The 19,471-nt window shown below is 69.2% G+C and carries 28 protein-coding genes and 1 tRNA gene; 13 read left to right on the top strand and 16 right to left on the bottom strand.

Translation table 11 applies throughout. The features are described 5' to 3' along the window. Positions 1 to 94: 94 nt before the first annotated feature. From H286_RS0101970 to H286_RS0101960, 3 genes are all read right to left on the bottom strand, one after another. Positions 95 to 826 carry a hypothetical protein gene (locus tag H286_RS0101970; protein WP_196800614.1) on the bottom strand — a complete coding sequence of 244 codons (732 nt, stop codon included), beginning with the start codon at positions 824 to 826 and terminating at the stop codon, positions 95 to 97. After that, a complete protein-coding gene (locus tag H286_RS0101965; protein ID WP_020096896.1) occupies positions 813 to 2,483 on the bottom strand; it encodes an N-6 DNA methylase in 1,671 nt (556 codons plus the stop codon). Before H286_RS0101965 ends, H286_RS0101970 begins: the two co-directional genes overlap by 14 nt. Before the next feature lie 477 nt (positions 2,484 to 2,960). Further along, positions 2,961 to 3,035 (bottom strand) — tRNA-Arg (locus tag H286_RS0101960). Positions 3,036 to 3,082: 47 nt separating this feature from the next. Here H286_RS0101960 and H286_RS0101955 point away from each other — a divergent pair. Continuing rightward, positions 3,083 to 3,898 (top strand): endo alpha-1,4 polygalactosaminidase, encoded by an 816-nt coding sequence (locus tag H286_RS0101955; RefSeq protein ID WP_020096895.1) that lies wholly within the window; start codon positions 3,083 to 3,085, stop codon positions 3,896 to 3,898. Positions 3,899 to 4,015: 117 nt separating this feature from the next. After that, positions 4,016 to 4,987: a CPBP family intramembrane glutamic endopeptidase gene (locus H286_RS0101950; protein ID WP_020096894.1), complete on the top strand. Its 972-nt coding sequence runs from the start codon at positions 4,016 to 4,018 to the stop codon at positions 4,985 to 4,987. 9 nt (positions 4,988 to 4,996) lie between these two features. Here H286_RS0101950 and H286_RS0101945 read toward each other — a convergent pair whose 3' ends face one another. The 3 genes from H286_RS0101945 to H286_RS0101935 are packed head-to-tail and all read right to left on the bottom strand — an operon-like array spanning position 4,997 to position 6,256. Then, positions 4,997 to 5,239, bottom strand: a complete 243-nt coding sequence (locus tag H286_RS0101945; RefSeq protein ID WP_020096893.1) for a hypothetical protein — start codon at positions 5,237 to 5,239, stop codon at positions 4,997 to 4,999. 46 nt (positions 5,240 to 5,285) lie between these two features. Beyond that, on the bottom strand, positions 5,286 to 5,948 hold the full coding sequence (locus tag H286_RS0101940) for a hypothetical protein (RefSeq protein WP_020096892.1): 663 nt from the start codon (positions 5,946 to 5,948) through the stop codon (positions 5,286 to 5,288). Then, positions 5,900 to 6,256 (bottom strand): hypothetical protein, encoded by a 357-nt coding sequence (locus tag H286_RS0101935; RefSeq protein ID WP_020096891.1) that lies wholly within the window; start codon positions 6,254 to 6,256, stop codon positions 5,900 to 5,902. Before H286_RS0101935 ends, H286_RS0101940 begins: the two co-directional genes overlap by 49 nt. A gap of 84 nt (positions 6,257 to 6,340) precedes the next feature. Here H286_RS0101935 and H286_RS0101930 point away from each other — a divergent pair, with 84 nt between their 5' ends. The 3 genes from H286_RS0101930 (at position 6,341) to H286_RS15105 (ending at position 7,928) form a co-directional block, all read left to right on the top strand. Continuing rightward, on the top strand, positions 6,341 to 6,997 hold the full coding sequence (locus tag H286_RS0101930) for a hypothetical protein (RefSeq protein ID WP_020096890.1): 657 nt from the start codon (positions 6,341 to 6,343) through the stop codon (positions 6,995 to 6,997). 248 nt (positions 6,998 to 7,245) lie between these two features. Beyond that, positions 7,246 to 7,644 (top strand): hypothetical protein, encoded by a 399-nt coding sequence (locus H286_RS15110; protein ID WP_020096889.1) that lies wholly within the window; start codon positions 7,246 to 7,248, stop codon positions 7,642 to 7,644. Continuing rightward, positions 7,641 to 7,928: a transcriptional regulator gene (locus H286_RS15105; RefSeq protein ID WP_020096888.1), complete on the top strand. Its 288-nt coding sequence runs from the start codon at positions 7,641 to 7,643 to the stop codon at positions 7,926 to 7,928. Before H286_RS15110 ends, H286_RS15105 begins: the two co-directional genes overlap by 4 nt. Before the next feature lie 8 nt (positions 7,929 to 7,936). On the opposite strand, the gene H286_RS0101915 is transcribed toward H286_RS15105, so the two are convergent. After that, entirely contained in the window at positions 7,937 to 8,458 is a 522-nt protein-coding gene (locus H286_RS0101915) for a DUF2716 domain-containing protein (RefSeq protein ID WP_051090659.1), read from the bottom strand. Between the two features lie 48 nt (positions 8,459 to 8,506). Here H286_RS0101915 and H286_RS15195 point away from each other — a divergent pair, with 48 nt between their 5' ends. Next, complete coding sequence (locus tag H286_RS15195; protein WP_020096886.1) at positions 8,507 to 9,064, top strand: TetR/AcrR family transcriptional regulator; 558 nt, start codon at positions 8,507 to 8,509, stop codon at positions 9,062 to 9,064. Beyond that, positions 9,061 to 10,182 carry a GDSL-type esterase/lipase family protein gene (locus tag H286_RS0101905; protein WP_020096885.1) on the top strand — a complete coding sequence of 374 codons (1,122 nt, stop codon included), beginning with the start codon at positions 9,061 to 9,063 and terminating at the stop codon, positions 10,180 to 10,182. Before H286_RS15195 ends, H286_RS0101905 begins: the two co-directional genes overlap by 4 nt. A 1-nt stretch (position 10,183) precedes the next feature. Here H286_RS0101905 and H286_RS0101900 read toward each other — a convergent pair whose 3' ends face one another. Genes H286_RS0101900 through H286_RS0101885 form a run of 4 tightly spaced genes read right to left on the bottom strand, consistent with a single transcriptional unit; the run spans position 10,184 to position 12,090 of the window. Continuing rightward, complete coding sequence (locus H286_RS0101900; RefSeq protein WP_020096884.1) at positions 10,184 to 10,570, bottom strand: VOC family protein; 387 nt, start codon at positions 10,568 to 10,570, stop codon at positions 10,184 to 10,186. Further along, positions 10,567 to 10,845, bottom strand: a complete 279-nt coding sequence (locus tag H286_RS0101895) for an ArsR/SmtB family transcription factor (protein ID WP_020096883.1) — start codon at positions 10,843 to 10,845, stop codon at positions 10,567 to 10,569. Before H286_RS0101895 ends, H286_RS0101900 begins: the two co-directional genes overlap by 4 nt. A 32-nt stretch (positions 10,846 to 10,877) precedes the next feature. Continuing rightward, positions 10,878 to 11,777, bottom strand: a complete 900-nt coding sequence (locus H286_RS0101890; RefSeq protein WP_020096882.1) for a TolB family protein — start codon at positions 11,775 to 11,777, stop codon at positions 10,878 to 10,880. Between the two features lie 19 nt (positions 11,778 to 11,796). After that, entirely contained in the window at positions 11,797 to 12,090 is a 294-nt protein-coding gene (locus H286_RS0101885; RefSeq protein WP_020096881.1) for a hypothetical protein, read from the bottom strand. On the opposite strand from H286_RS0101885, the gene H286_RS0101880 reads away from it, so the two are divergent. After that, entirely contained in the window at positions 12,089 to 12,493 is a 405-nt protein-coding gene (locus H286_RS0101880) for a hypothetical protein (RefSeq protein WP_155900278.1), read from the top strand. The two genes, H286_RS0101885 and H286_RS0101880, sit on opposite strands and share 2 nt — an antisense overlap. On the opposite strand, the gene H286_RS0101875 is transcribed toward H286_RS0101880, so the two are convergent. Further along, positions 12,445 to 13,233, bottom strand: a complete 789-nt coding sequence (locus tag H286_RS0101875; RefSeq protein ID WP_020096879.1) for an SDR family NAD(P)-dependent oxidoreductase — start codon at positions 13,231 to 13,233, stop codon at positions 12,445 to 12,447. The genes H286_RS0101880 and H286_RS0101875 overlap by 49 nt on opposite strands. Before the next feature lie 120 nt (positions 13,234 to 13,353). Between H286_RS0101875 and H286_RS0101870 the strand changes: the two genes are divergently transcribed. After that, on the top strand, positions 13,354 to 14,244 hold the full coding sequence (locus tag H286_RS0101870; protein WP_020096878.1) for an AraC family transcriptional regulator: 891 nt from the start codon (positions 13,354 to 13,356) through the stop codon (positions 14,242 to 14,244). A gap of 3 nt (positions 14,245 to 14,247) precedes the next feature. Here the strand turns inward: H286_RS0101870 and H286_RS0101865 are convergent, their stop codons facing one another. After that, positions 14,248 to 14,685: a hypothetical protein gene (locus tag H286_RS0101865; RefSeq protein WP_020096877.1), complete on the bottom strand. Its 438-nt coding sequence runs from the start codon at positions 14,683 to 14,685 to the stop codon at positions 14,248 to 14,250. 189 nt (positions 14,686 to 14,874) lie between these two features. On the opposite strand from H286_RS0101865, the gene H286_RS0101860 reads away from it, so the two are divergent. After that, the gene (locus tag H286_RS0101860) at positions 14,875 to 15,156 is read left to right on the top strand and encodes a HesB/IscA family protein (RefSeq protein ID WP_020096876.1); all 282 of its coding nucleotides are present in this window, start codon (positions 14,875 to 14,877) and stop codon (positions 15,154 to 15,156) included. A gap of 73 nt (positions 15,157 to 15,229) precedes the next feature. Here H286_RS0101860 and H286_RS0101855 read toward each other — a convergent pair whose 3' ends face one another. Continuing rightward, positions 15,230 to 15,589, bottom strand: coding sequence for a hypothetical protein (locus H286_RS0101855; protein ID WP_020096875.1), 360 nt, complete (start codon positions 15,587 to 15,589; stop codon positions 15,230 to 15,232). Between the two features lie 31 nt (positions 15,590 to 15,620). Continuing rightward, entirely contained in the window at positions 15,621 to 15,905 is a 285-nt protein-coding gene (locus H286_RS0101850) for a hypothetical protein (RefSeq protein WP_020096874.1), read from the bottom strand. Between the two features lie 116 nt (positions 15,906 to 16,021). On the opposite strand from H286_RS0101850, the gene H286_RS0101845 reads away from it, so the two are divergent. Both H286_RS0101845 and H286_RS0101840 read left to right on the top strand, forming a co-directional pair. Beyond that, complete coding sequence (locus tag H286_RS0101845; protein WP_020096873.1) at positions 16,022 to 16,618, top strand: hypothetical protein; 597 nt, start codon at positions 16,022 to 16,024, stop codon at positions 16,616 to 16,618. A gap of 98 nt (positions 16,619 to 16,716) precedes the next feature. Beyond that, entirely contained in the window at positions 16,717 to 18,123 is a 1,407-nt protein-coding gene (locus H286_RS0101840; RefSeq protein WP_442852491.1) for a PepSY-associated TM helix domain-containing protein, read from the top strand. A 63-nt stretch (positions 18,124 to 18,186) separates the two neighbouring features. Here H286_RS0101840 and ykgO read toward each other — a convergent pair whose 3' ends face one another. After that, positions 18,187 to 18,309, bottom strand: coding sequence for a type B 50S ribosomal protein L36 (gene ykgO, locus H286_RS0101835; protein WP_018188560.1), 123 nt, complete (start codon positions 18,307 to 18,309; stop codon positions 18,187 to 18,189). A 66-nt stretch (positions 18,310 to 18,375) separates the two neighbouring features. On the opposite strand from ykgO, the gene H286_RS0101830 reads away from it, so the two are divergent. After that, positions 18,376 to 19,410, top strand: a complete 1,035-nt coding sequence (locus H286_RS0101830) for a GTP-binding protein (protein ID WP_020096871.1) — start codon at positions 18,376 to 18,378, stop codon at positions 19,408 to 19,410. The last annotated feature ends 61 nt before the right edge of the window (positions 19,411 to 19,471 follow it).

Here is a 19,471-nt window from a genome sequence, read left to right as displayed (position 1 = left end):
CTCAAAACCGTGCATTCATCGCAAGTTCGACAGGGTCCTCCGGCCCTTGCACCGGAACCGCCGACCATTTGAGGCGACGCACACACCGAACTAGTCAGGTCCTCCTGATGACACCGTCGGTGCCGTCATACAGATCGAAGTTCCGCTCGCCGACGAGCTCCACAACATCATCGAGTGCCGCATCAAGGTCCACCTCGTTTTCTCTATCGTGCACCTCGAAAGCTCGCAGCGAGGGCTGAAAGCTGTTGGAGTCGAGGAGTAGCACGTAGAAGCGCTCGAATTGTTCCTCGCGGCCGCTGGGGTCGGGACGTCTGGTGAATAGTCGCAACCTGGGGAAGGCGTTCTCAAACGTACTCTTTCGGCGTCCGGTCCCATCATGCTCGGCTCCCACGTCAAAGAACAAGAACGCTGTGAGTACCGAGTATGGGAAGCGCCGGTGAAGAGTCACAGACTCCACCAGAAGATCTCCGCGGCGATTGGTGAGATTCTTCTGGTAATTCCGGGTCGCCTTATCCCGGAACATGATGGTCTTCACGCTGACCGCAAAGATCAACCCACTTTCTTCTGTCGACCAGGAGACGTCGACCTTCTTCGCGCCGATTCCGCCCGCAAGTCTTCGCTCAGCGCCCGACAGCCCGAGCTGCCCGGGCCCAGCGGGTAGAGCTCCGCTCATTCCCCGGTCGCGTAGCTCAGCGGCAATCGCGAGGGCAAGCCCGTCTGAGAGCCGCTGGTTCCAATTCTTCTTGTTCGATTGCGTATCGGTGTCGGCTGGTTTGACGCCGATAGCGGCAATGGCAGCTAATAGGCGGTCCTCAAGCCTCGACACGCTGACTCCGAGCGGTGCGTCGAGCCGACAGCTCGGCGTGCGCGTCACGGAGCGCCTTCACATCACTTCGCTTCATACCCAGTTCCCCTACGAGGAGCACGTCATCGACGAGCGTCGCTGCCTCAACGAGCCGACCGTATCGCAGGCGTGTCGCGAGTTGCGGACGAATCGCGATGAGTGCGTCCGTTGCCGCTTCGACGACGGCCGGGGAGGGAACGGGGAGTCGGTCAGCCTCACGGGGCTCTATTTTCAGCATGCCGCCACCGTACGAACGTCCCACTGTCTCGGCGCCGACGAGCGTCATCGACGTGAGAGCCGCGACTGGCAGCAACTTGCGGCCGAGGCTGCGGTGCTCCGGCTGGAGGTATATGCCGTGCACCGAGTTCAGGTGCAGCGCCCTTGCCTCGTTCGTCGTGATGCGCGGAGTGTCGGCGTTCATATACGTGAGGAAGAGGTCGGCGGGCTTCACCAGCGGCACCTGCCACCACGTCTTGCGCACTCGACACTTGTACGCGGTGTGCACGCTCGTCGCCTCACCCGCGGCGATATACCCGCGGGCAGCGTCGCTCGGGTCGTCGCCCGGGCGAAAGAGGTAGGTGGCCGAACCCTTCAGTCCGAGCGCCTTCCAAGCCTCGGTGCCGAATGCGAGGCCGCGAAGGTGGCTGCTGCCGGGAGGGCTGAGTTTGATGAGATCGGAGGCGTCAAGGCCAAGGTCTGCGACCTTCTGCGGGGAGAGGGAGAAGTACTTGTTGTTGCCGGTCACCATGCCGAGCGTTGTGTCGCCCCATGTTTCGAGCGTCGTAAAGTCGCCTCCGTGAAGCAGCGTGCTGTAGACGCTCAAAGCAGCAGGTGAGAGCAGTGACGGCGTCCACTTTTCCGAAGGGTCCGACGGAGTCCAAGTTGTAGCGGCGAGGGTCTCCGACAGCCCGGCTGCGTTCTGCGCCTGGTAGATGGAGGCGTGCTTCGTACCACCCTCCTCGTATCCGTCCGCGAGGAGAAGAACGACCTCCTCCTGAACCTCCGGAAACACGCGCTCCGTGAACAGGACCAGGTCCACACGCGAGAACTTCTCGAAGAGGAACCGGCGAACCTCGGCGGCGTAATTGACGCTCAGCAGTTCGGCGGGGATGACCAGGCCGAGGCGCCCACCCTTTTGAAGCATCAGCGCGGAGTGCACAGTGAACGCGGCCCAGGATGAGGCGAGACCGCTCATGTTTATGCCCGCCCGGAGGGCTGCCTCGCGACTGCGCGCTCGGGCTTCACCGGCGAAGTCCTGGTACCTGATGTACGGCGGGTTGCCGATGACGGCCGTGTAGGTGGGCCTCGGTTCCAGGAGGAAGAAGTCGCTGGTCTGAATACCCGGGTCGCCACCCGCTGCACGCACAAGCCGGTCGGCTTCTGCTGCACTAGCGGGGTGGATCTCTACGCCGTCCACTCGCGGGGCCATTTCGAGGACGCCTTCCGCGGTCTGTAGTTGGCGAATCCGGCTAACAGCGTGCGTCAGGAACGCGGCTTCACCGCACGATGGTTCCAGGACGAGGTCGGACGAGCTGCGGACGGCCCAGTTGGTCACAAACTCGGCGATGGCTTCGGGTGTGAAAAATGCTCCGCGCGCCTTTCGGAGCTGCGCCGTGTCGGGGACGAGGGCGAGGTTCATAGGCACGTTCCCATTCTGTCCTGAAGGTCTGACATGAGGGCCAGCGACGCGCCCACGGGGTCGCTCGGTCCGGCAGCAACTGCGCGACATCCGGAGTGACGGCGCGGTCGGGCCAAGCGGTACATGCGATCTCGTGGCCAATTTTGAAGGGCATCCCGAACACATCGGGCACGGCGACCTGGTCGGCGACTCGATCGGCCATGATGACGACGGTACGCCGCACGACTCGATCCGGCGAGGTCGGGAGTGCTACGGTCCAGAGCTCGAAAGCGGGTCGTTCAGCGACTCAGAGCACGGAGCGGGTGAAGCGCGATCCGACTACGGAGCGGCCCGGGCGCGCAAGACCTGTTGAATCTGTTGCTCGCAGCAGGAACGCCTTACGGGCGCTCGCTGACGGACCAGACACGCTCCCGCACAGTCTTCAGCGCAGCGCGATGACGTGCCTCATTCCCTGTATGAGGCGGTGGAGCGAAGATGTGGTGCCCCTGGAGGGACTCGAACCCCCAACCGTTTCCTTAGGACGGAACTGCTCTTCCGTTGAGCTACAGAGGCTGGCCCGTCGAGTCTACCGATCCCCCGGCGTCCGGTAGGTTCGCGACATGACCGTCCGGCGCGCACTTCTCCTGCTCCCCGCCACGGCTTTGCTGCTCACCGGGTGCGCCGGGCAGTCACCCCAGCCGCACGACCCGCCCGCGGGACCGCAGCTGCCGCCCGCCGGGGGCCGACTCGACTACCAGCTCGGTGGCGCCTACGACCCACCGGATGGCGTCGACATCGTGGTGCGTGACCGGGCCGCGGCATCCGTCGATGACCTCTACTCCGTCTGTTACGTCAACGGCTTCCAGACCCAGCCGGGCGAGCTGGACGCCTGGCCCGACGACCTCCTGCTTCGCGATTACGATGGCGAGCCGGTCATCGACCCGGACTGGCCGGACGAGGTCATCCTCGACACGCGCAAGGCAGACGAGATCGCGAAGATCGTCGGGTCGTGGATCCGCGACTGCGCGTCGGACGGGTTCGACGCCGTCGAGTTCGACAACCTCGACACGTACACCCGCACCGACGGCGCCCTCAGCCGCGACGATGCGCTCGACCTCGCGACCCGGCTCGTCGACACCGCGCACGACGTCGGACTCGCGGCCGGGCAGAAGAACGCCGCCGAGGATGCGTCCCTCCTCCACTCGCGCGCCGGCTTCGACTTCGCCGTCGTCGAGGAGTGCGCGGCCTACGAGGAGTGCTCCGCCTACACCGAGGTCTACGGCGATCACGTCCTCGCCATCGAATACACCGACAACCTCCCCCGCCCGTGGGACGAGGTCTGCGCCGACCCCGAGACACCGGCATCCGTCGTTCTGCGGGATCGGGATCTCGTCACGCCGGATGATCCGGCGTACGTGTTCGAGGCCTGCGGATAACGCGGCCGGCCGGTTACGTTGGAACGAAGAGGGCGCGATGGCTGAATCGCGTGCCACCGCCCTCGCCCACGAAGACCACACCGGCGGAAGCACCTCGCCACCAGGAGGCCACCCACCATGAGCACGGACCACACATCCGCGGCATCCGCCCCCACCACTCCGGACACGCGCGGAACCACCACCGTCCCGTGGATCGCCGTCATCGCGTTCACGGTCATCGCGTGCGGACTCGCCTGGCTCGTCACGCTCCCCCTCTGGACGGGTGACGGCCTCGCCACCCCCATCGCACCTCTGCTCCTGCCGGTGATGATGTTCACGCCGGCCGTCGCCGCGCTCATCGTCACCCTTTTCCTGCGCCGCACAGCCGGACGGCGGGCCTGGCGCATGCTCGCCCTCGTCCCGATCAAGCCCCTCGGCCGCTTCTTCGGCCTGCTCGGCATGGGCCTCGCCACCGCCGTCGTTGTGCCGGTGCTCGCCACGTTCATCGCCGCCGCGACGGGCGCGCTGCAGCTCGACCTCGTGAACTTCTCGGGCTTCGCCGCGGCCCTCGACGCTCAGCTCGAGGCGGCCGGCACGCCGGACATCGAGATCCCGGTGGCGGCGCTCGTCATCACCCAGCTCGCCTTCATCCCCGTCGGCGCCGTGATCAACTCGTTCCTGGCGTTCGGCGAAGAGCTCGGCTGGCGCGGCTGGCTGCTCTCCGCACTCCGCCCCCTCGGCACCTGGCCGGCGCTGCTCATCATCGGCGTGATCTGGGGCCTCTGGCACGCGCCGATCATCCTGCTCGGCTACAACTTCGCCGAGCCCAACCTGTTCGGGGTCGGCCTGATGGTGATGGGATGCCTCAGCTTCGGCATCCTCCTCGGCTGGCTGCGCCTGCGGTCCGGCAACGTGTGGCCCGCCGTCCTTGGCCACGGCGCCTTCAACGCCGCTGCGGGGTTCGCGTTCCTCGTCTCGACGCCCGACCTGCAGCCGCTCGCGGCATCGCCGCTGAGCTGGCCCGGCTGGCTCGCCTGCGCCGCCGTCATCCTTCTGCTGCTGGCCCTCGGCCAGTTCAAAAAGTCGCGCCTCCCGCAGACCGGCGCCTGACGGACGCGCTCAGGCGTCGTTCGACGGTCCTGGGGGTGAGGACGGATCCTCACCAGTGGGCTTCTTGCCCCACCCGGTCTCCCGCCGCAACTGCACGAACCCGGCGAACAGCAGCAACACCGCCACAACGACGAACAGCACGCGGACCCACACATCCAGGTCGCGGAACAACACGTTCGGCAGGGCGCCGGCGAAGGTCGCCCCGATGAAATACCAGACCGCGACCGGGGTCTCATTCTTCTGCTCGGTCATCACGTGCTCCTTCCTCGTGACTCGACGCTAAGCCGCGAGCACGACATCACGCCTCCCCCGTGTGGCGGACATCGCCGGAGCTCTCACGTTCGAGACTCCGCTCGGTGTGCGCGATCCGCTCCCGCCGACGCTCCGCCGACGAGGGATGCAGATCGCTGACGGATGCCGCAAACACCGCCTCGGCAGCGACCGAGTCCACGCCGAGCAACTCTTCGATCGCCGAGACCGCATCCTCTTCCGCCGTCGTGCCGTCGATGGCGGCGACGATGTCGGCGAGGCGGGGCACGGCATCCTGAATCGCCCGCTGCCGGCGAAGATCGTCCGCCATCGCCCGCAGGCGCCGTCCACTATCCCGCGAGCGGTTCGACATTTGAGCGACGCGGATCGTCTGCGGGGCGACGCCGATCCGCAGCGGCTCGCTCTTCACCCTCAACGGCACCAGCAGCGCGTGCAGTTCATGCTCGCCGGGTGCCAGCTTTGCCCAGGCGGACTCCTCGATGCGCACGGGCACGCGCGCATACTCGCCCGGATCGAGCGGCACGCCGCGCATGCCTCCCATCGTCGCCCAGCCGATGTAGACCGAGGCGTCGCCCACCGCCGCCACCGTGCCGACCACGTCGAACGAATCACCATCCGGCTCCCACCGGACCTCACCGGTGTTCACGATGTCGATCGCGTAGCCGTCCGGTCCCGCGTCTGGCCGCGCCACGGCCGGCCACCACGACGGCGTTCCGCGTAGCGCGCGCACAGGGGCTCCGGCTTCTCGAGCAGCCAGACCTCCTCCCCCGGCCGCACCGACGCGAGCTGCCACAGCCGCCGGTCGGCGTCGACCGGCGCCCCGATCTCCACCGCATCACCGCGCTGCCTCAGCACCCGCCAGCGGCTCGGCTGCGGGACCGGGAGCGGATCGCCTCCGTGCCGCGTGACCAGGTCGTCGAAGGGCTCACCTTCCTCGGCCAGAACAGTCGGGTCGATCGCATGGCCGTGCAGCCGCGGGAACTCGTCGTCCTCGTTCATGCGGCCATGCTCGCACGCGGGCCGGGTCGTCTTTTCATCTCATCGGGCGTAGCGCTGGCTCGGCTCCTCTGCGAAACTCACCCCATGCGCCGTGCCTCGACGACCACCGCCCTCGCCGCGACGACGCTTCTACTCAGCGGTGCACTCAGTGGGTGCACCGCCATGGAGATCACCGCGACGAGCGAGAAGTCCTCCGCGGCGGCGCAGCCCGCTGACACGAGTGGCGCATCCACCTCGAACCTCTCCGGCTGGGAAGGTCTGCCGTCCGAACCGGTGTCGCCTCAGGAATACGCCGACACCTATATGCAGGCGAACCCGCACCACATGCTGCACCGCGACCTCGACGGCATCCTCGAGTACTACCGCGATGCGGCGACGGCATTCCCCTTCCCGCTCCCCCAGGGGTACTCCTTCCCCGCCGACCCCGGCTACTACGACCGCCCCGAAGACGGACCGAACTGGGCTGAGGTCACGACGGCCAACCGGATCTGGGCTTACTTCGAGTTCGCGAACGTCCAGGCCGCGAAGGCCGCGTTCGACCGGGGCGATGAGGATGCCGCGGCCGGCTACCTCGACGTCGTCCGCGACGCGTACCTGTCCGAGGCGTTCCCCAACAACTACGTAGGCACGCCACCGCAGGACTTGTACAACCTCGTCTACAGCGGAATGCGCCAGGCCGACTTCACCCTCGAGACGAACTTCATCTACAACCCGTTCCCGTGGAAGCCGGGCACCACCTGACCGGAGCGGATCCGCTCAGCGCGTGAGGGCGGTGGCCGGTGAACGTCGGCGGCGGACTGCCAGGCCGACACCGGCCATCAGGACCGCTAGTACGCCGGCGCCCCCCCCACACCCAACCGGCGGACGAGTTGCCTGTGGCAGGCGCGGCATGCCGGATGTTCTTCGCGAACTGATTCCATCACTCCTTGATCCGTCGCTTAGTTGCACATCTGCAAGTGACTACCTACCGTGGATGGGGAGGAGGAACCGTGGACGATCACCGCTACGCGACACCCGCCGACATCCCCGCAGCGCCCCGGTGGCGCTGGTCGGCATCCGACCTCACCCTGCTGATCGGGATGCCGCTCGTCGCCTACGTCGGCGGGGTCGGCGCCGCCACGGGATCGGCCGCGGCACTCATCCTCGTCGCCTTCGCCGCGCTCGTCACGGTCACCTTCACGGCCCTGCGCACCGGGCGGCGGAATCAGCCGCGCCTCCCCCGCATCACCCAACCCGCCGCCGTGTTCGTCGCCGTCGTCACCATCGTGACGGGCTGGAACCTCTTCCAGTTCGCGCCGCACCCGGCCGCCCTCACCTGGCTCGCGCCGGCGGTGCCGGTCGCCCTGTTCGCGATCCTCGTCGCCCTCATGCGAGGCGTGCGGCGGTGACGCCGGAGGTGAACGAACGGGAACTCCTCGTCGTCCCCCGGTTCAAGGTGCTGGGCTTCCTCTGCCAGGTCGAAGAAGCCGACTACCCGGCGCTCGTCGAGTTCACCGAGCTGAGCATCCCCGACATCTCCCGGAGCGTCGGCTTCCTCGCCGACCGCGGACTCGTGCAGGTCAGAAAGGAACGCGCCGGCCGGGTCGCCCACACCATCGTCCGGGCGACGCCCGAGGGCATCCGCGAGTTCCGCGCGCTGCTCGAGGGGTTGCGGAAGTACGGGCTGAGCTGAGTGATCGGTCACGCGTCGATTCGCTCGCGGAGAACCGGAAGCCACGAGCGCAACTCTGCCCCCAGGGTGCGAACCATCTGCGGGCCGAAAACACACAACGAGCGCTCCCACGGATGACCGAACGTGCCTTCGTTCAGATCGGGGGTCGCGTGAATGTAGTAGTCCCCGTCGGGGAGCACAGAGGGCAGGAGGGGGAACCCATCGGGAGCGACCGGCGGCGGAACATCCTCGGCAGGGCGGAGCCGATATCCGACGTGCTGCCAGTCCAGGATGAGCAACGTCACGTCGTCACCGAAGGCGCTGAGGAAGGAGCGCCTCGCGCTCGCCTCCACTGCGTCCCAGGAGGCGCGAAAAAGTCCGGGGGCTCCCGCGGCCCGTAGCGGCCCGAGATCGAAGGTGATTGACGGATCCGGGTCCTCGATCGCGGGTCGCGCCTCGCCGCCTGTTGGGACGAAACGGAATCGCGCGTCGAACTCGTCCCACGCGCGATCGTTCTCGTCGTCCGTCAGAGGTTCCCATGCGCCGATCACCCTCACACGCTATCGACTGAAAACCTAAAGGGTGTAGGTTAACTCCTCGTGCCCCGCGCGAACCTCTCCCCCGACGCCCTCACCAGGGCGGCGCTCGACCTCATCGACGCCGGCGGACCGGGCGCGCTCTCGATGTCGGCGCTCGCCCGACGCGTCGGCGTGCAGACCGCCAGCCTCTACGCGCACGTCCGCGACCTCGCCGCGCTCCGCAGCGCCGTCCAGGCCGCCGTCTTCACCGAGCTCGCCGACACCATCGGCGAGTCCCCCACCCTCCGCGACCTCGCGGACGCACAACGCGCCTACGCCTTCGCGCACCCGGCCCGCTGGGCGATGATCTCGCAGCCGGTCGAGCACAACGAGATCACCGGGCCGGCGGCATCCCGCATCTCGGCGCTCGTCGTCGGCTCGCTGGGCGACTACGCCCTTCCCGCGAGCGAGACCGTGCACGCGGTCCGCTTCGCGAGCGCCACCATCGCCGGCTATCTCGCCCTCGAAGCCGCCGACTCGTTCGCCCACCGCGACGAGACCACCGACGCCTCGTGGAACCGCGCCCTCGACGCCCTCGACCGCGCCCTCCGCACCTGGACCCCCAAGGACCCCGCATGATCGACATCACCCTCGACACCACGACCGTCCGCGGACTCGCCGAGCTCGAACCCACGAGCCGCGGCCTGCGGCTGCACCGCCTGCCCGCATGGGTGCGCACCCAGTACCCCGAGCCGCAACTGCTCGGCGTCGAGGCGCAACCCGCCGGCGCACGCATCGCGGTGCGCACCGCGGCATCCCGCCTCGACCTCGACCTGCACTCGACCCGCGCCACCCTGCGCGGACTCTCCCGCCCGCGCGGACGCGTCGACGTCCGCATCGACGGCGCCCTGCACGACAGCATCGAGCTCGACGGCGGCGACACCGTCGACACCGATCCGGCCACCGGCATCCGTCAGCTCGTCGAAGGACCGGTGCAGCGCATCACGATCGACGGACTCGCCCCGCGCGACAAGCTCGTCGAGCTCTGGCTGCCGCACAACGAGACGATCGAGCTCATCGCGCTGCGCGCCGACGCCCCTGCCTCCCCCGACCCGACCGAACGCCCGCGCTGGGTGCACCACGGCAGCTCGATCAGCCAGGGCTCGAACGCGACGCAGCCGAGCTCGACCTGGGTCTCACTCGCCGCCCGCCGCGCCGGACTCGAGCTGCGGAGCCTCGGCGTCGGCGGCAGCGCCCAGGTCGACCCGTTCATGGCGCGCGTCATCCGCGACACCCCCGCAGACGTCATCAGCGTCGCCCTCGGCATCAACGTCGTGAACGCCGACGCGATGCGGCTGCGGGCGTTCGTCCCCGCGGTGCACGGCTTCCTCGACACGATCCGCGACGGCCATCCCGACACCCCGCTGCACCTCATCACACCGATCTGGTGCGGCATCCACGAGAACACCCCCGGCCCCGGCACCATCGACCCCGAGTCCTTCGCCACCGGCACGCTGCTCTTCGGCGCCGCCGGAGCTCCGGGCGACACCGCCGGCGGACGCCTCACCCTCGAAGTCATCCGCGACGCCCTCGGCGAGGTCTACTCCCGCAGGAACGACCCGAACCTGCACCTCGTCGACGGCCTCGCCCTCTACGGCGAAGCGGATGCCGCCACCCACCCGCTCCCCGATCGGCTGCATCCGAGCCCCGAGGCGCACCGCCTCATCGGCGAGCGCTTCGCGGCGATCGCGTTCTGACTCAGGCGAAGGCCGTGATCTGCAGCAGGTTCCCGACCGTATCGCTCAGCACCGCGGTGGTCACCGGTCCGTGGTCGATCGGCGGCTGCGTGAACTCCACGCCTAGCCCTTGCAGCCGCTCGTACTCGGCCTGCACGTCGTCGACGCCCAGCACGAAGAACGGGATGCCGTCCTCGAGCAGCGCGTCGGTGAATGGCGGGACGGCGGGGTGGGCCTTCGGCTCGAGCGACAGCTGGGTGCCCTCGGGCTCCGCGGGGTCGACGACCGTCAGCCACCGGAACTCCCCCATCGGGACGTCGGCGGCCACGGCGAAGCCGAGCTTCTCGGTGTAGAACTCGAGCGCGCGCTGCTGGTCGTCGACGAACACGCTCACGGTCTGGATCTTCATGACTCTCCTGCGGGAAGGGGCCAGCGCTCCGAGATCTGAGCGAGCGGCCGGGTGTCGATGGTGTGGAACTTGAACTTGCCGCGACGCTCACTGTGCACGAGGCCCGCCTCTTCGAGGACCGCCAGATGCTGCGACACCGCCTGCCGCGAATGCGTCACGCCGCGATCGGCCAGCCGCACGCACAGCTCGAACAGCGTCTGCCCATCGCGCTCGGCGAGGTCGTCGAGGATCGTCCGACGCGTCTCGTCGGCGAGAGCCTTGTAGACGTCGCTCATGCCGCGAGTATAGGCAAGCTACTACTTGCCTATCAAGCACCCACCGGATAATCCACGTACGCGAACCGCGACCCGTCGGACGTCCAGCTGTTCACGTTGATCGTGCCCTGACCGCCGAACACCGTAGCCACGGTCTCGGGGTGGTGCCAGTGCCCGTTCCGCACGAGGCGCAGCTCGACCTCGACATCCGCCGGGTGCCCGTTCGTTCCGGGCGGGAAGCTGATGTAGACGGCGTCGCGGCCCGCCGGCGACGGGTGCGGAAACCAGTTCACCCGGTCGTCGAACGTCAGCTGCTCGAGACCCGAACGGTCGCGCCGCATCCGCGCGATCTGCGCATGCCCCGGCGTCTGAGAGAACTCCTCGGTGTTCAGGTAGATCCACGATCCGCCCGGCGACCACTCGCTGCCGTCGGCGACCTGACCCGTCGTCAACGGCACATCCTCCGACCCGTCGATCCGCGCGGTCCGCAGGTCGGCCGACAGCACCTCGCCGTCCTCGATCGAGAGCGCCGTGTACGCGATCCACGCGCCATCCGGGCTCACCCCGTGCAGGAAGTGCATGAACGGGTCGTCCGGATTCGTGATCCGCACGCCCTCACCGCCGGTCCGGGGTGCCCGGTAGATCTGTCCGTCATTCGCGGACAACAGGATGTCGCCCGACTTCGGCACCAGCACGTGATCGTTGTTGATGGGCGGGATGCCGGTGAACGGCACTTCGACGAAGTCAGCACCGCCGGCATCCGCGTCGATGGACCACAGCAGCCCGCCGCCGTTCAGCAGCAATCCTTCCGGCGCCCAGTTCGGCGCCTCGAGCAGGACCTCATCGGTCTCGAAGATGACCCGGTCGGTGCCGGTCACGACGTCGTAGACGTGGACGCGGCATCGCTGCCCGTCGAGGGCGAAGTCGCGCGGCGGGAAAACGGTGATGGCCATGCCTCACCGTATCCGGCCGTCAGTGGTCGGCGTCGAACTCTTCGTTCTGCGTGCGCATCTGCTGGATGTGCGCCTTCGTCATCTGATCCTTCGGCGTGCCCTGCGTCAGCGACCACTCCGGGTTGCTCTCGGGCCCGCCGAGCACGCACTCCTGGTAGTACTGGCCGAACTCGTTCTCGGCGAGGATCGTGACATACCAGTGCGGCGAGACGGACCGCTCGTACACGGTCGGCTGGCCGATCTGCGTGTCACCCGCGCTCTGACCCGTGCGGTGCTCCTTGGCGCACAGCGTCCCGGCCTGGCCTGCGGTCATGCCCGCGGCATCCGGATCGCCATCGGGATCGGTGCCGTTCGGGGGTTCGACGGGACGCGTCGCGGGCGGACCGGCCGGCGGCGTCGTCGGCGAGACGCCCGGACTCGGGGTCCCCGGCGTCGGTGTACCGCTCGGCGTCGGGCTGGGAACCGTCGGGCTCGGCGACGACGCACTCGGCGACGGCGATGAGATCGTCGGCGTCGGGGACGGCTCGGGAGCGCACCCCGCCAGCATCAGCGCCGCGATCGCCAGCGCACCCGCCACCAGAGTCGTCTTGCGTGCCACGGTGTCCTCCGTCTCGTCGACAGGACAACCATCTCACCCGCGGCGGGCCGCCGACGACCGCACCGCCGATCACCCCACCCGCGCCGCCACGATCCCGCCGTCGATGCTGACCACCTGACCGTGCACGTACGCGGACTCGTCCGACGCGAGAAAGCGCACGGCGTGCGCGATGTCGATCGGCCGCCCCGGCTCCCCCGCCGGCGAGACCGCCGTCATCATCTTCAGGATCTCGAGCGCCGCCGCGTTGCCGGGGGTCAGGATCGCGCCCGGCGCGACGGCATTGACCCGCACGCCGCGGGGCCCGAACTCCGCCGCCCACGCCTGCGTCAGATGCTCGAGCGCCGCCTTCGTCGCCGGATACAAACCGACATTGGGCGTGCCGATGTGCGCCATCCACGAGGTGATGTTCACGATGACGCCCGACCCCTGCGCGACCATCCCGGGAGCGAGCGCGCCCACCAGGTCGTGCGGCACGCGCACGTTCGTCGCGAGGAGTGCGGCCACGTCGTCGTCCGACAGATCCGGCGTCGGACCGATCGGGAAGATCCCCGCATTGTTCACGAGCACGTCGACACGGCCGCCCAACGCCTCGGTCGCCTGCGCCGCGAACGCCCGCGCGGCGGCGGGACTGTCGGCCAGGTCGCCCGTGACGACGGATGCCGCGCCCCCGCCGTCCGCGATGGCCGCGGCCACGGCTTCGGCACGACCGACGTCGCGACCGTGGACGACGACGTGCGCGCCCGACGCGGCGAGCACATGCGCGATCGCCTCGCCGATGCCGCTCGAGGATCCGGTGACGATGGCGGTGCGACCGGCGAGGCGCTGGTCGCGAGGAAGGGTGAGGAGGTTCGTGGTCATTCCTCCACCGTGACGGACCGGCGCCCGACCAGGTTGCCTGATCCGGTCGGATGCTTGCCGGTTCCCGGTCACGGCGACCCTGCCCGAGCCGGGAGGCCCGGCATCCGCTTCAATGGGCACATGGACGAGCGGACCCGGACGAGCCTCGACCGCGCCGCGGACCGCGTGCGGCGGCACATCGACCGCGTCGCCGCGGCCGAGTCGCTCGGGCTGATCCTGGGTCGCACGACCGCTCCAAGCCCGACGATGTTCGTGCGGTACAAGCCGTGCATTTCGGTCGTCCTCACGGGGCGCAAGGTCTCGGGCGACGACTCCGCGGCGGGTGAGGAATGGGGTCCCGGGCGCTTCCTCATCACGCCCGTCGACCTGCCCCTGTTCGCCCGTGTGACCGAGACCGGGCCTGAGGGCGACTTCGTCTCCGTCAACTGGCGGATCGACCCCGCCGTTGTCGCTGAGATCGCCGGACAATTACCGCTGCCCGCCGTGCCCGAAGCGCCAGAGCGGCTCGGCACCATGACGGCGGAGATCGCCGACGTCGTCGATCGGATGCTCGCGCTCCTCGACGCCCCCGCCGAAGCCGGCGTCCTCGCGCAGCTTCTAAACCGCGAGCTCATCGTCCGCCTCCTGCAGAGCGACCAGGCTGCGCGCGTGCTCGCCGCGGCGACCCACGCGAACGCCGACATCGTCACCGCGGCGATCACGACACTGACCCGCCGGCTGGCCGAGCCGTGGACGCTCGACGCGATCGCGGCATCCGTCGGCGCCAGCCCGACCACGGTGAGCCGTCGCTTCCGCGAACTCACCGGCCTCACGCCCATGCGGTACCTCAAGCGGCTGCGCCTCGGCGAGGCACGACGCCTGCTGATCACCGACGGCGACACCGCCGCGCAGGCCGGCGCCGCCGTCGGGTACGTCAGCGCATCGCACTTCTCGCGCGACTACCGCTCCGCGTACGGACGCTCCCCGGCATCCGACGCGACCGACCTGCGGGAGCGGATGCGGGCGAGCTGACGCTCACGCATCGGCGGGCGTCTGCCCCTTCTCGGTCGCGGTGAACCAGCCCAGCCAGCCGAAGTCGGTCCGCACGACCTCATACGGTCCGCAGGCGAACACGGTCGCCGGCAGCGGCTCACCGAGGCTGCCGTAGCGGCTGTCGAAAGGCAGACCACGGCGGTCCATCTCGGCGCAGTCCTCGAGTTCTCCCCCCTCGACCGCGATGACGGCGTTCGTCTCGTCGGTCGTCGCGGTGTTCTTCACGGATGTCGCGTCGGCGGGGATCCACGCGGGCATCTCGACGCCGACCCACCCCTCCGCGGCGGCGGCGCGATCGGCGAACTCCTCGGAGTGCACCTTCGCGAGGGCGTCCATCGGGTTGCAGGCGGCGAGCGCGAGCACGAGCAGAGGGGCGACGAGGCCGGCGGCGGCAGCGAGACGGAGACGAGTGTGGGTCATGACTCGAGTCAAGCCGCGCGGCCTCACGGGCGAATCGGCCCGCGTGATGATCCGGGTACGCCGCGGGGATGATGTGCGAACCTCCGTAAGCCGTGTGAGTGCGCGGTGATGGTGTGTCAGCGGTTGCGGCGGCATCCGATTCTCGGCATCGTTGCCCGCTCACGCCCGCAATCCACGGAAGGGAGCATCATGCTCACTCTCACCGAGAACGCCAGCACCGCCGTCAAGAGCCTCGCCACCCAGATCCCCACCGAGACCGGTGGACTCCGGATCGCCGAGGCCGCAGACCCGCAGAACGGGTACGCCCTGTCCCTCGCTCCCGCTCCCGCGGACGGCGACACGATCGTCGAGAGCGACGGAGCCCGCGTGTTCGTCGCACCGACGGCGAGCGTCGCGCTCGACGACCGGATCCTCGACGCACGCGTCGAAGAGGACGGATCGGTCGGTTTCGCACTCGCGCAGGCCGTCTGACACAGACGCTTCTCGAAAGCCTCGGACCCGCGCGGTCCGGGGCTTTCGTGCGTGTGGGGGCGCATCCCGCGTCTCAGAACGAGGCGCCGATGCGCTTCTGCAGCTTCCGGAGGTTGGTCGACTCGGGGATGGTCCACTCGGCGGCGCCGCCGTCGAACTCGATGCGGACCACCTGAGCGCGCTGCTGAACGTCGTCGAGGTACGACACGCGAAGCGGCCGCGGGGCGAGAGCGACGCCCGTGAGGGTCACGTCGTTGATGGCGATCGTGCGATGGTCGATCGCCGCCTCCCCGCCCACGTCCTCCCGCTGCGACAGACCCGCAATCTCGCCCTGTGTGAGCCGGATGCGGCTGTGCACGTACCGCGGACCACGCCGAGCATCGCCGACGGCCACGAGCGCGTCGCCGAGCACCTCGAGGATCTCCGCCAGCATGCGACGATCATGGCACGTCGCTCTCTGCGCGTCAGGCCAGGCGCTCGACGCGCTGCTTCGCCTTCGCCGGCGCCCGCAGTGCCTGGACCGACGCCGCGATGCACGTACCCGACAGAAGCAGCACCGCAACGGCGCCGATCAGCATCAGCACGCCGAGCACGACGACCGGCATCGGGTTCGTGATGAACAGCACCCCGAGGATCGCGAAACCCGCCGCGACGACGAGGAACACGAGGCTCATGAAGATCGCGATGAACGCGCCTGAGCCCATCTGCTTACGCTGGACCGCGTCGTTCCGCTGCGCCTGGTTCGTCATGATGCCCTCCGACCGGTGAAAGTCCTCTCACGCTAATCGCGCCCCTCGGCTTCTCCCCAGGGCTTGCGCAGCGCCGCCGACACCGCAAGGACGCCTGCCCCTGCCACAATGGAGCCGTGCGTTCGTCCCGAGTCTCCCGCGTCGCTCGCGGTGCACTCGCGGCATCCGTCGCCACCTGGGCGGCACTGCTCTCGCACGTCGCCGGCGGCGGACAGGTCCCCGGCTGGCTCGGCATCGCCGTCCCCTTCGCCCTGTCGCTCTTCGTCTGCACGGCCCTCGCCGGGCGGCGCCTGTCGCTCCCCCGCCTGGCGCTCGCGGTCACCGGCAGCCAGCTGCTGTTCCACATCCTCTTCGTGCTCGGCACGATCACCCCGTCGGCGACGCCGCACCGGCACGGGATGCCCCTGATGACGGATGCCGGGGGCACCGCCGCGGCCATCTGCGCCGACCCGCTCATGTGGGTCATGCACGGCCTCGCCGCCGTCCTCACGGTCGCGCTGCTGCACCGCGGCGAGCGCGCGGCGCAGCGCCTGCTCGCCGTCGCGGCCGAGATCGCCCGGTGGGTGCGCCGCCGCATCCTCACCGCCGTCCTCGCTCTCGAAGCCGTCGACCGTCCGACTCCGGCACCCGCCTCCAGCGACGTCCCGGTGCTGCGATCGGTCGCCGTCCGTGTCGCGGCCGGCCGCGGTCCCCCTAGCGTGCTCGCGATCTGACGCGCGCCGCCGGTCCGCTCTCGACGAGGGATGCCGCGGTGCGCCGCGCCGTGTCATCGGCGCGCCCTCTTGCCGCACCCCTCTTCTCGAAAGCGATCATGACCGCCACCCTGCCCACCCCACCCGCCACCGCCCGACCCGCCCGACGACCGGGCTGGTTCGGCGCCTTCCTCGTGCGTCTGCACTTCTACGCCGGCATCCTCGTCGGACCGTTCATCCTCGTCGCCGCGCTCAGCGGCGCCCTCTACGCCCTGTCCCCGACGATCGAGCAGGCCGTGTACGCGCGGCAACTGCATGCGCCGGTCACCGACACTCAGATCAGCCTCGGCCAGCAGGTGGAGATCGCCGAAGCGCACGTCGGCGACGCTGCGACGCTCTCTGCCGTCCGGCCGGCTCCCGAGCCGGGCGATACGACGCGCGTCATGTTCTCGCAGGACGGCCTCGGAGAGAGCGAGTCGCGTGCCGTGTTCGTCGACCCCGGCACCGGTGAGGTCCGCGGGGACGAGACCGTTTACGGCACGAGCGGATCGCTGCCGCTGCGCACCGCGATCAGCAACATCCACCGCAGCCTCGGGCTCGGCGACCCGGGCCGCCTGTACAGCGAGCTCGCCGCATCGTGGCTCGGCATCGTCGTCGTCGCCGGCGTCATCATGTGGGTCATCCGCATCCGCACGGCGCGCACGAAGAAGGACTTCGTCCGGCCGGCGCGCGCCTACACCGGGTACCGACGCTTCTTCAGTTGGCACACCTCGCTCGGAATCTGGATCGCGCTCGGCGCGGTGTTCCTCTCTGCGACGGGGATCACGTGGTCGACCTACGGCGGACAGAACGTCACGAACCTGCGCGCCGCGCTCGACTGGACCACGCCCGCCGTGTCGACGAGCCTCGGCGGAGCGGCCGGCGGCGGGGATGAGCACGCGGGGCACGGCGCGGCATCCGCTGCACTCACCGTCGACCCGAACACGTTCGACGACGTGCTCGCGGCGGCCCGCAAGGTCAACATCGATACGGGGATGGTGCAGATCACGCCGCCCGCCGCGGCCGATCAGGCGTGGAAGGTGCAGGAGATCGACCGCGGCTTCCCCGGCCATCTCGATGCCGTCGCGATCGACGGCACGACGCTGCAGACCGTCGACCGTGTCGACTTCGCCGACTTCTCGCTGCCGGCCAAGCTCGCCTCGTGGGGCGTCGCGATCCACATGGGCGTCATGTTCGGACTCGCGAACCAGATCGTCATGTTCCTGCTCGCCCTCTCGATCGCCGGCATGGTCGTGCTCGGCTACGTCATGTGGGTCAAGCGGCGACCCACCAAGACCGCACGGGTCGGAATGCCGCCGCGCCGCGGCGTGCTCGACGGTGCCCCGTGGTGGGGTGTCACGGCTGTGGTCGCGGGCGGCGTGCTGCTCGGACTCGCGTTGCCGCTCGTCGGCTGGACCCTCGCCGCGTTCGTCGTGGTCGACGTGATCGTGGATGCGGTGCAGCGGCGGCGCGCCGCGGCGGGGTAAGGCGCGGCCCCGAGATCAGCGGGTCAGTACCAGGCGACGCCGGCCCAGCACGCCGGGCCGGCGTCAGCCTTGGCGGCCCTTGAACCGCGGGTTGAGCTTGTTGATGACGAACACCCGCCCGCGTCGGCGGACGACCTGCGCGCCGGGTTGCTTCTTCAGGGACTTCAGGGACGCTCGGACCTTCATGACACACTCCTAATTGAGAACGGTTATCATCAAGGCTACACACGCCGGGATGGAATGAGGTGTCGGATGATCGAGACGGACGTGATCGCCGTGATGGGAGCATGCGGTCCCGAGCGGGCGCGCTACGCGGCGCGATTGAGCCAGGCGACGTCGAGGCCCCTCCTCGCGGCATCCCGACTCGCCCCGCAGGACCCGGCGTCGAGCGCAGCAGCCTTTCTGCCGTGGCTCGACGTCGGGAGCGGTGTCGTGGCCGAGTTCCCGTCGGATGCCTCGATTCTCGACGTCATCGGGACGCTCGCCGAGCGCGGCAGCGGGCTGCGCCTGCGCGGCGTCGTGTGCGTCGTCGATGCGCCCCACCTCCTCGACGACCTCCGACGCGAGACCTACGCGGGATCTTCCGAGGTCGACGACAGCGGGATGCCGCGCACCCGCTACACGGCTCACGCCCTGCTCGCGGTGCAGCAGCTCGAGTACGCGTCGACGATCATGCTCGTGAATTGGTCGGGACTGTCGACTCCGGACCTCTCGATCACGATGGCGCTGGTCAGCCACCTCGCCCCGTCCGCGCGACTGCGTCTGCATCAGCCGGCCGTCGATCTGCTGCCCGTCGCACCGATCCCGATTCGCTCCCACCAGGACGCGCCCGGATGGGTGCAGCTGCTGAACGGGGAGTTCGCGCCGCACATGACCGACCCGCGGATCAGCGCCCTGCGGTACGAGAACGTCCGCCCGCTGCATCCTGGACGCCTGAACACTCTGCTCGACGAACGGATCGAGAGCGGGGAGTTCGGCTCCGTCATCCGCTCGGCGGGGTTCTGCCGCTTCGCGACCCGCTCGAACGTCATCGCGCAGTGGGATCACATCGGGTCGATGATCGCCTTCTCGCCCGTCCAGGTGGACGACGGGATGCCGGAGGCTGAGGGGCTCCTCGCCGTCGGCGAGGACATCGCCTTCATCGGCCTGGATCTGCACCACCGCGCGCTTCGCGCCGCCCTCGACGACACCGCGCTCACCGACGACGAGCTCGCGGCGGGACCGTCGGCATGGGCGACCTTCGAGGATCCGTTCCCGACGTGGCAGGTCTCCCGCAGCAGGGAGTGATCAGACAGCCCGTCGCTTGTCACGCTCGGCCTCGACGACTGCGCGACTGCCGACGCGCGCA

This window comes from Microbacterium sp. 11MF (assembly GCF_000383475.1).
Taxonomy (GTDB): domain Bacteria; phylum Actinomycetota; class Actinomycetes; order Actinomycetales; family Microbacteriaceae; genus Microbacterium; species Microbacterium aquilitoris.
This window is presented reverse-complemented; position numbering and strand designations above follow the sequence as displayed.

Excerpts from the sequence above, each read along its gene's own strand:
- H286_RS0101965 (WP_020096896.1), bottom strand. The coding sequence starts at position 2,483 with ATGAACCTCGCCCTCGTCCCCGACACGGCGCAGCTCCGAAAGGCGCGC.
- H286_RS0101955 (WP_020096895.1), top strand. The coding sequence starts at position 3,083 with ATGACCGTCCGGCGCGCACTTCTCCTGCTCCCCGCCACGGCTTTGCTG.
- H286_RS0101950 (WP_020096894.1), top strand. The coding sequence starts at position 4,016 with ATGAGCACGGACCACACATCCGCGGCATCCGCCCCCACCACTCCGGAC.
- H286_RS0101945 (WP_020096893.1), bottom strand. The coding sequence starts at position 5,239 with ATGACCGAGCAGAAGAATGAGACCCCGGTCGCGGTCTGGTATTTCATC.
- H286_RS0101935 (WP_020096891.1), bottom strand. The coding sequence starts at position 6,256 with ATGAACGAGGACGACGAGTTCCCGCGGCTGCACGGCCATGCGATCGAC.
- H286_RS0101930 (WP_020096890.1), top strand. The coding sequence starts at position 6,341 with ATGCGCCGTGCCTCGACGACCACCGCCCTCGCCGCGACGACGCTTCTA.
- H286_RS0101905 (WP_020096885.1), top strand. The coding sequence starts at position 9,061 with ATGATCGACATCACCCTCGACACCACGACCGTCCGCGGACTCGCCGAG.
- H286_RS0101900 (WP_020096884.1), bottom strand. The coding sequence starts at position 10,570 with ATGAAGATCCAGACCGTGAGCGTGTTCGTCGACGACCAGCAGCGCGCG.
- H286_RS0101895 (WP_020096883.1), bottom strand. The coding sequence starts at position 10,845 with ATGAGCGACGTCTACAAGGCTCTCGCCGACGAGACGCGTCGGACGATC.
- H286_RS0101890 (WP_020096882.1), bottom strand. The coding sequence starts at position 11,777 with ATGGCCATCACCGTTTTCCCGCCGCGCGACTTCGCCCTCGACGGGCAG.
- H286_RS0101880 (WP_155900278.1), top strand. The coding sequence starts at position 12,089 with ATGCCCGCGGCATCCGGATCGCCATCGGGATCGGTGCCGTTCGGGGGT.
- H286_RS0101885 (WP_020096881.1), bottom strand. The coding sequence starts at position 12,090 with ATGACCGCAGGCCAGGCCGGGACGCTGTGCGCCAAGGAGCACCGCACG.
- H286_RS0101875 (WP_020096879.1), bottom strand. The coding sequence starts at position 13,233 with ATGACCACGAACCTCCTCACCCTTCCTCGCGACCAGCGCCTCGCCGGT.
- H286_RS0101870 (WP_020096878.1), top strand. The coding sequence starts at position 13,354 with ATGGACGAGCGGACCCGGACGAGCCTCGACCGCGCCGCGGACCGCGTG.
- H286_RS0101865 (WP_020096877.1), bottom strand. The coding sequence starts at position 14,685 with ATGACCCACACTCGTCTCCGTCTCGCTGCCGCCGCCGGCCTCGTCGCC.
- H286_RS0101860 (WP_020096876.1), top strand. The coding sequence starts at position 14,875 with ATGCTCACTCTCACCGAGAACGCCAGCACCGCCGTCAAGAGCCTCGCC.
- H286_RS0101855 (WP_020096875.1), bottom strand. The coding sequence starts at position 15,589 with ATGCTGGCGGAGATCCTCGAGGTGCTCGGCGACGCGCTCGTGGCCGTC.
- H286_RS0101850 (WP_020096874.1), bottom strand. The coding sequence starts at position 15,905 with ATGACGAACCAGGCGCAGCGGAACGACGCGGTCCAGCGTAAGCAGATG.
- H286_RS0101840 (WP_442852491.1), top strand. The coding sequence starts at position 16,717 with ATGACCGCCACCCTGCCCACCCCACCCGCCACCGCCCGACCCGCCCGA.
- ykgO (WP_018188560.1), bottom strand. The coding sequence starts at position 18,309 with ATGAAGGTCCGAGCGTCCCTGAAGTCCCTGAAGAAGCAACCCGGCGCG.
- H286_RS0101830 (WP_020096871.1), top strand. The coding sequence starts at position 18,376 with ATGATCGAGACGGACGTGATCGCCGTGATGGGAGCATGCGGTCCCGAG.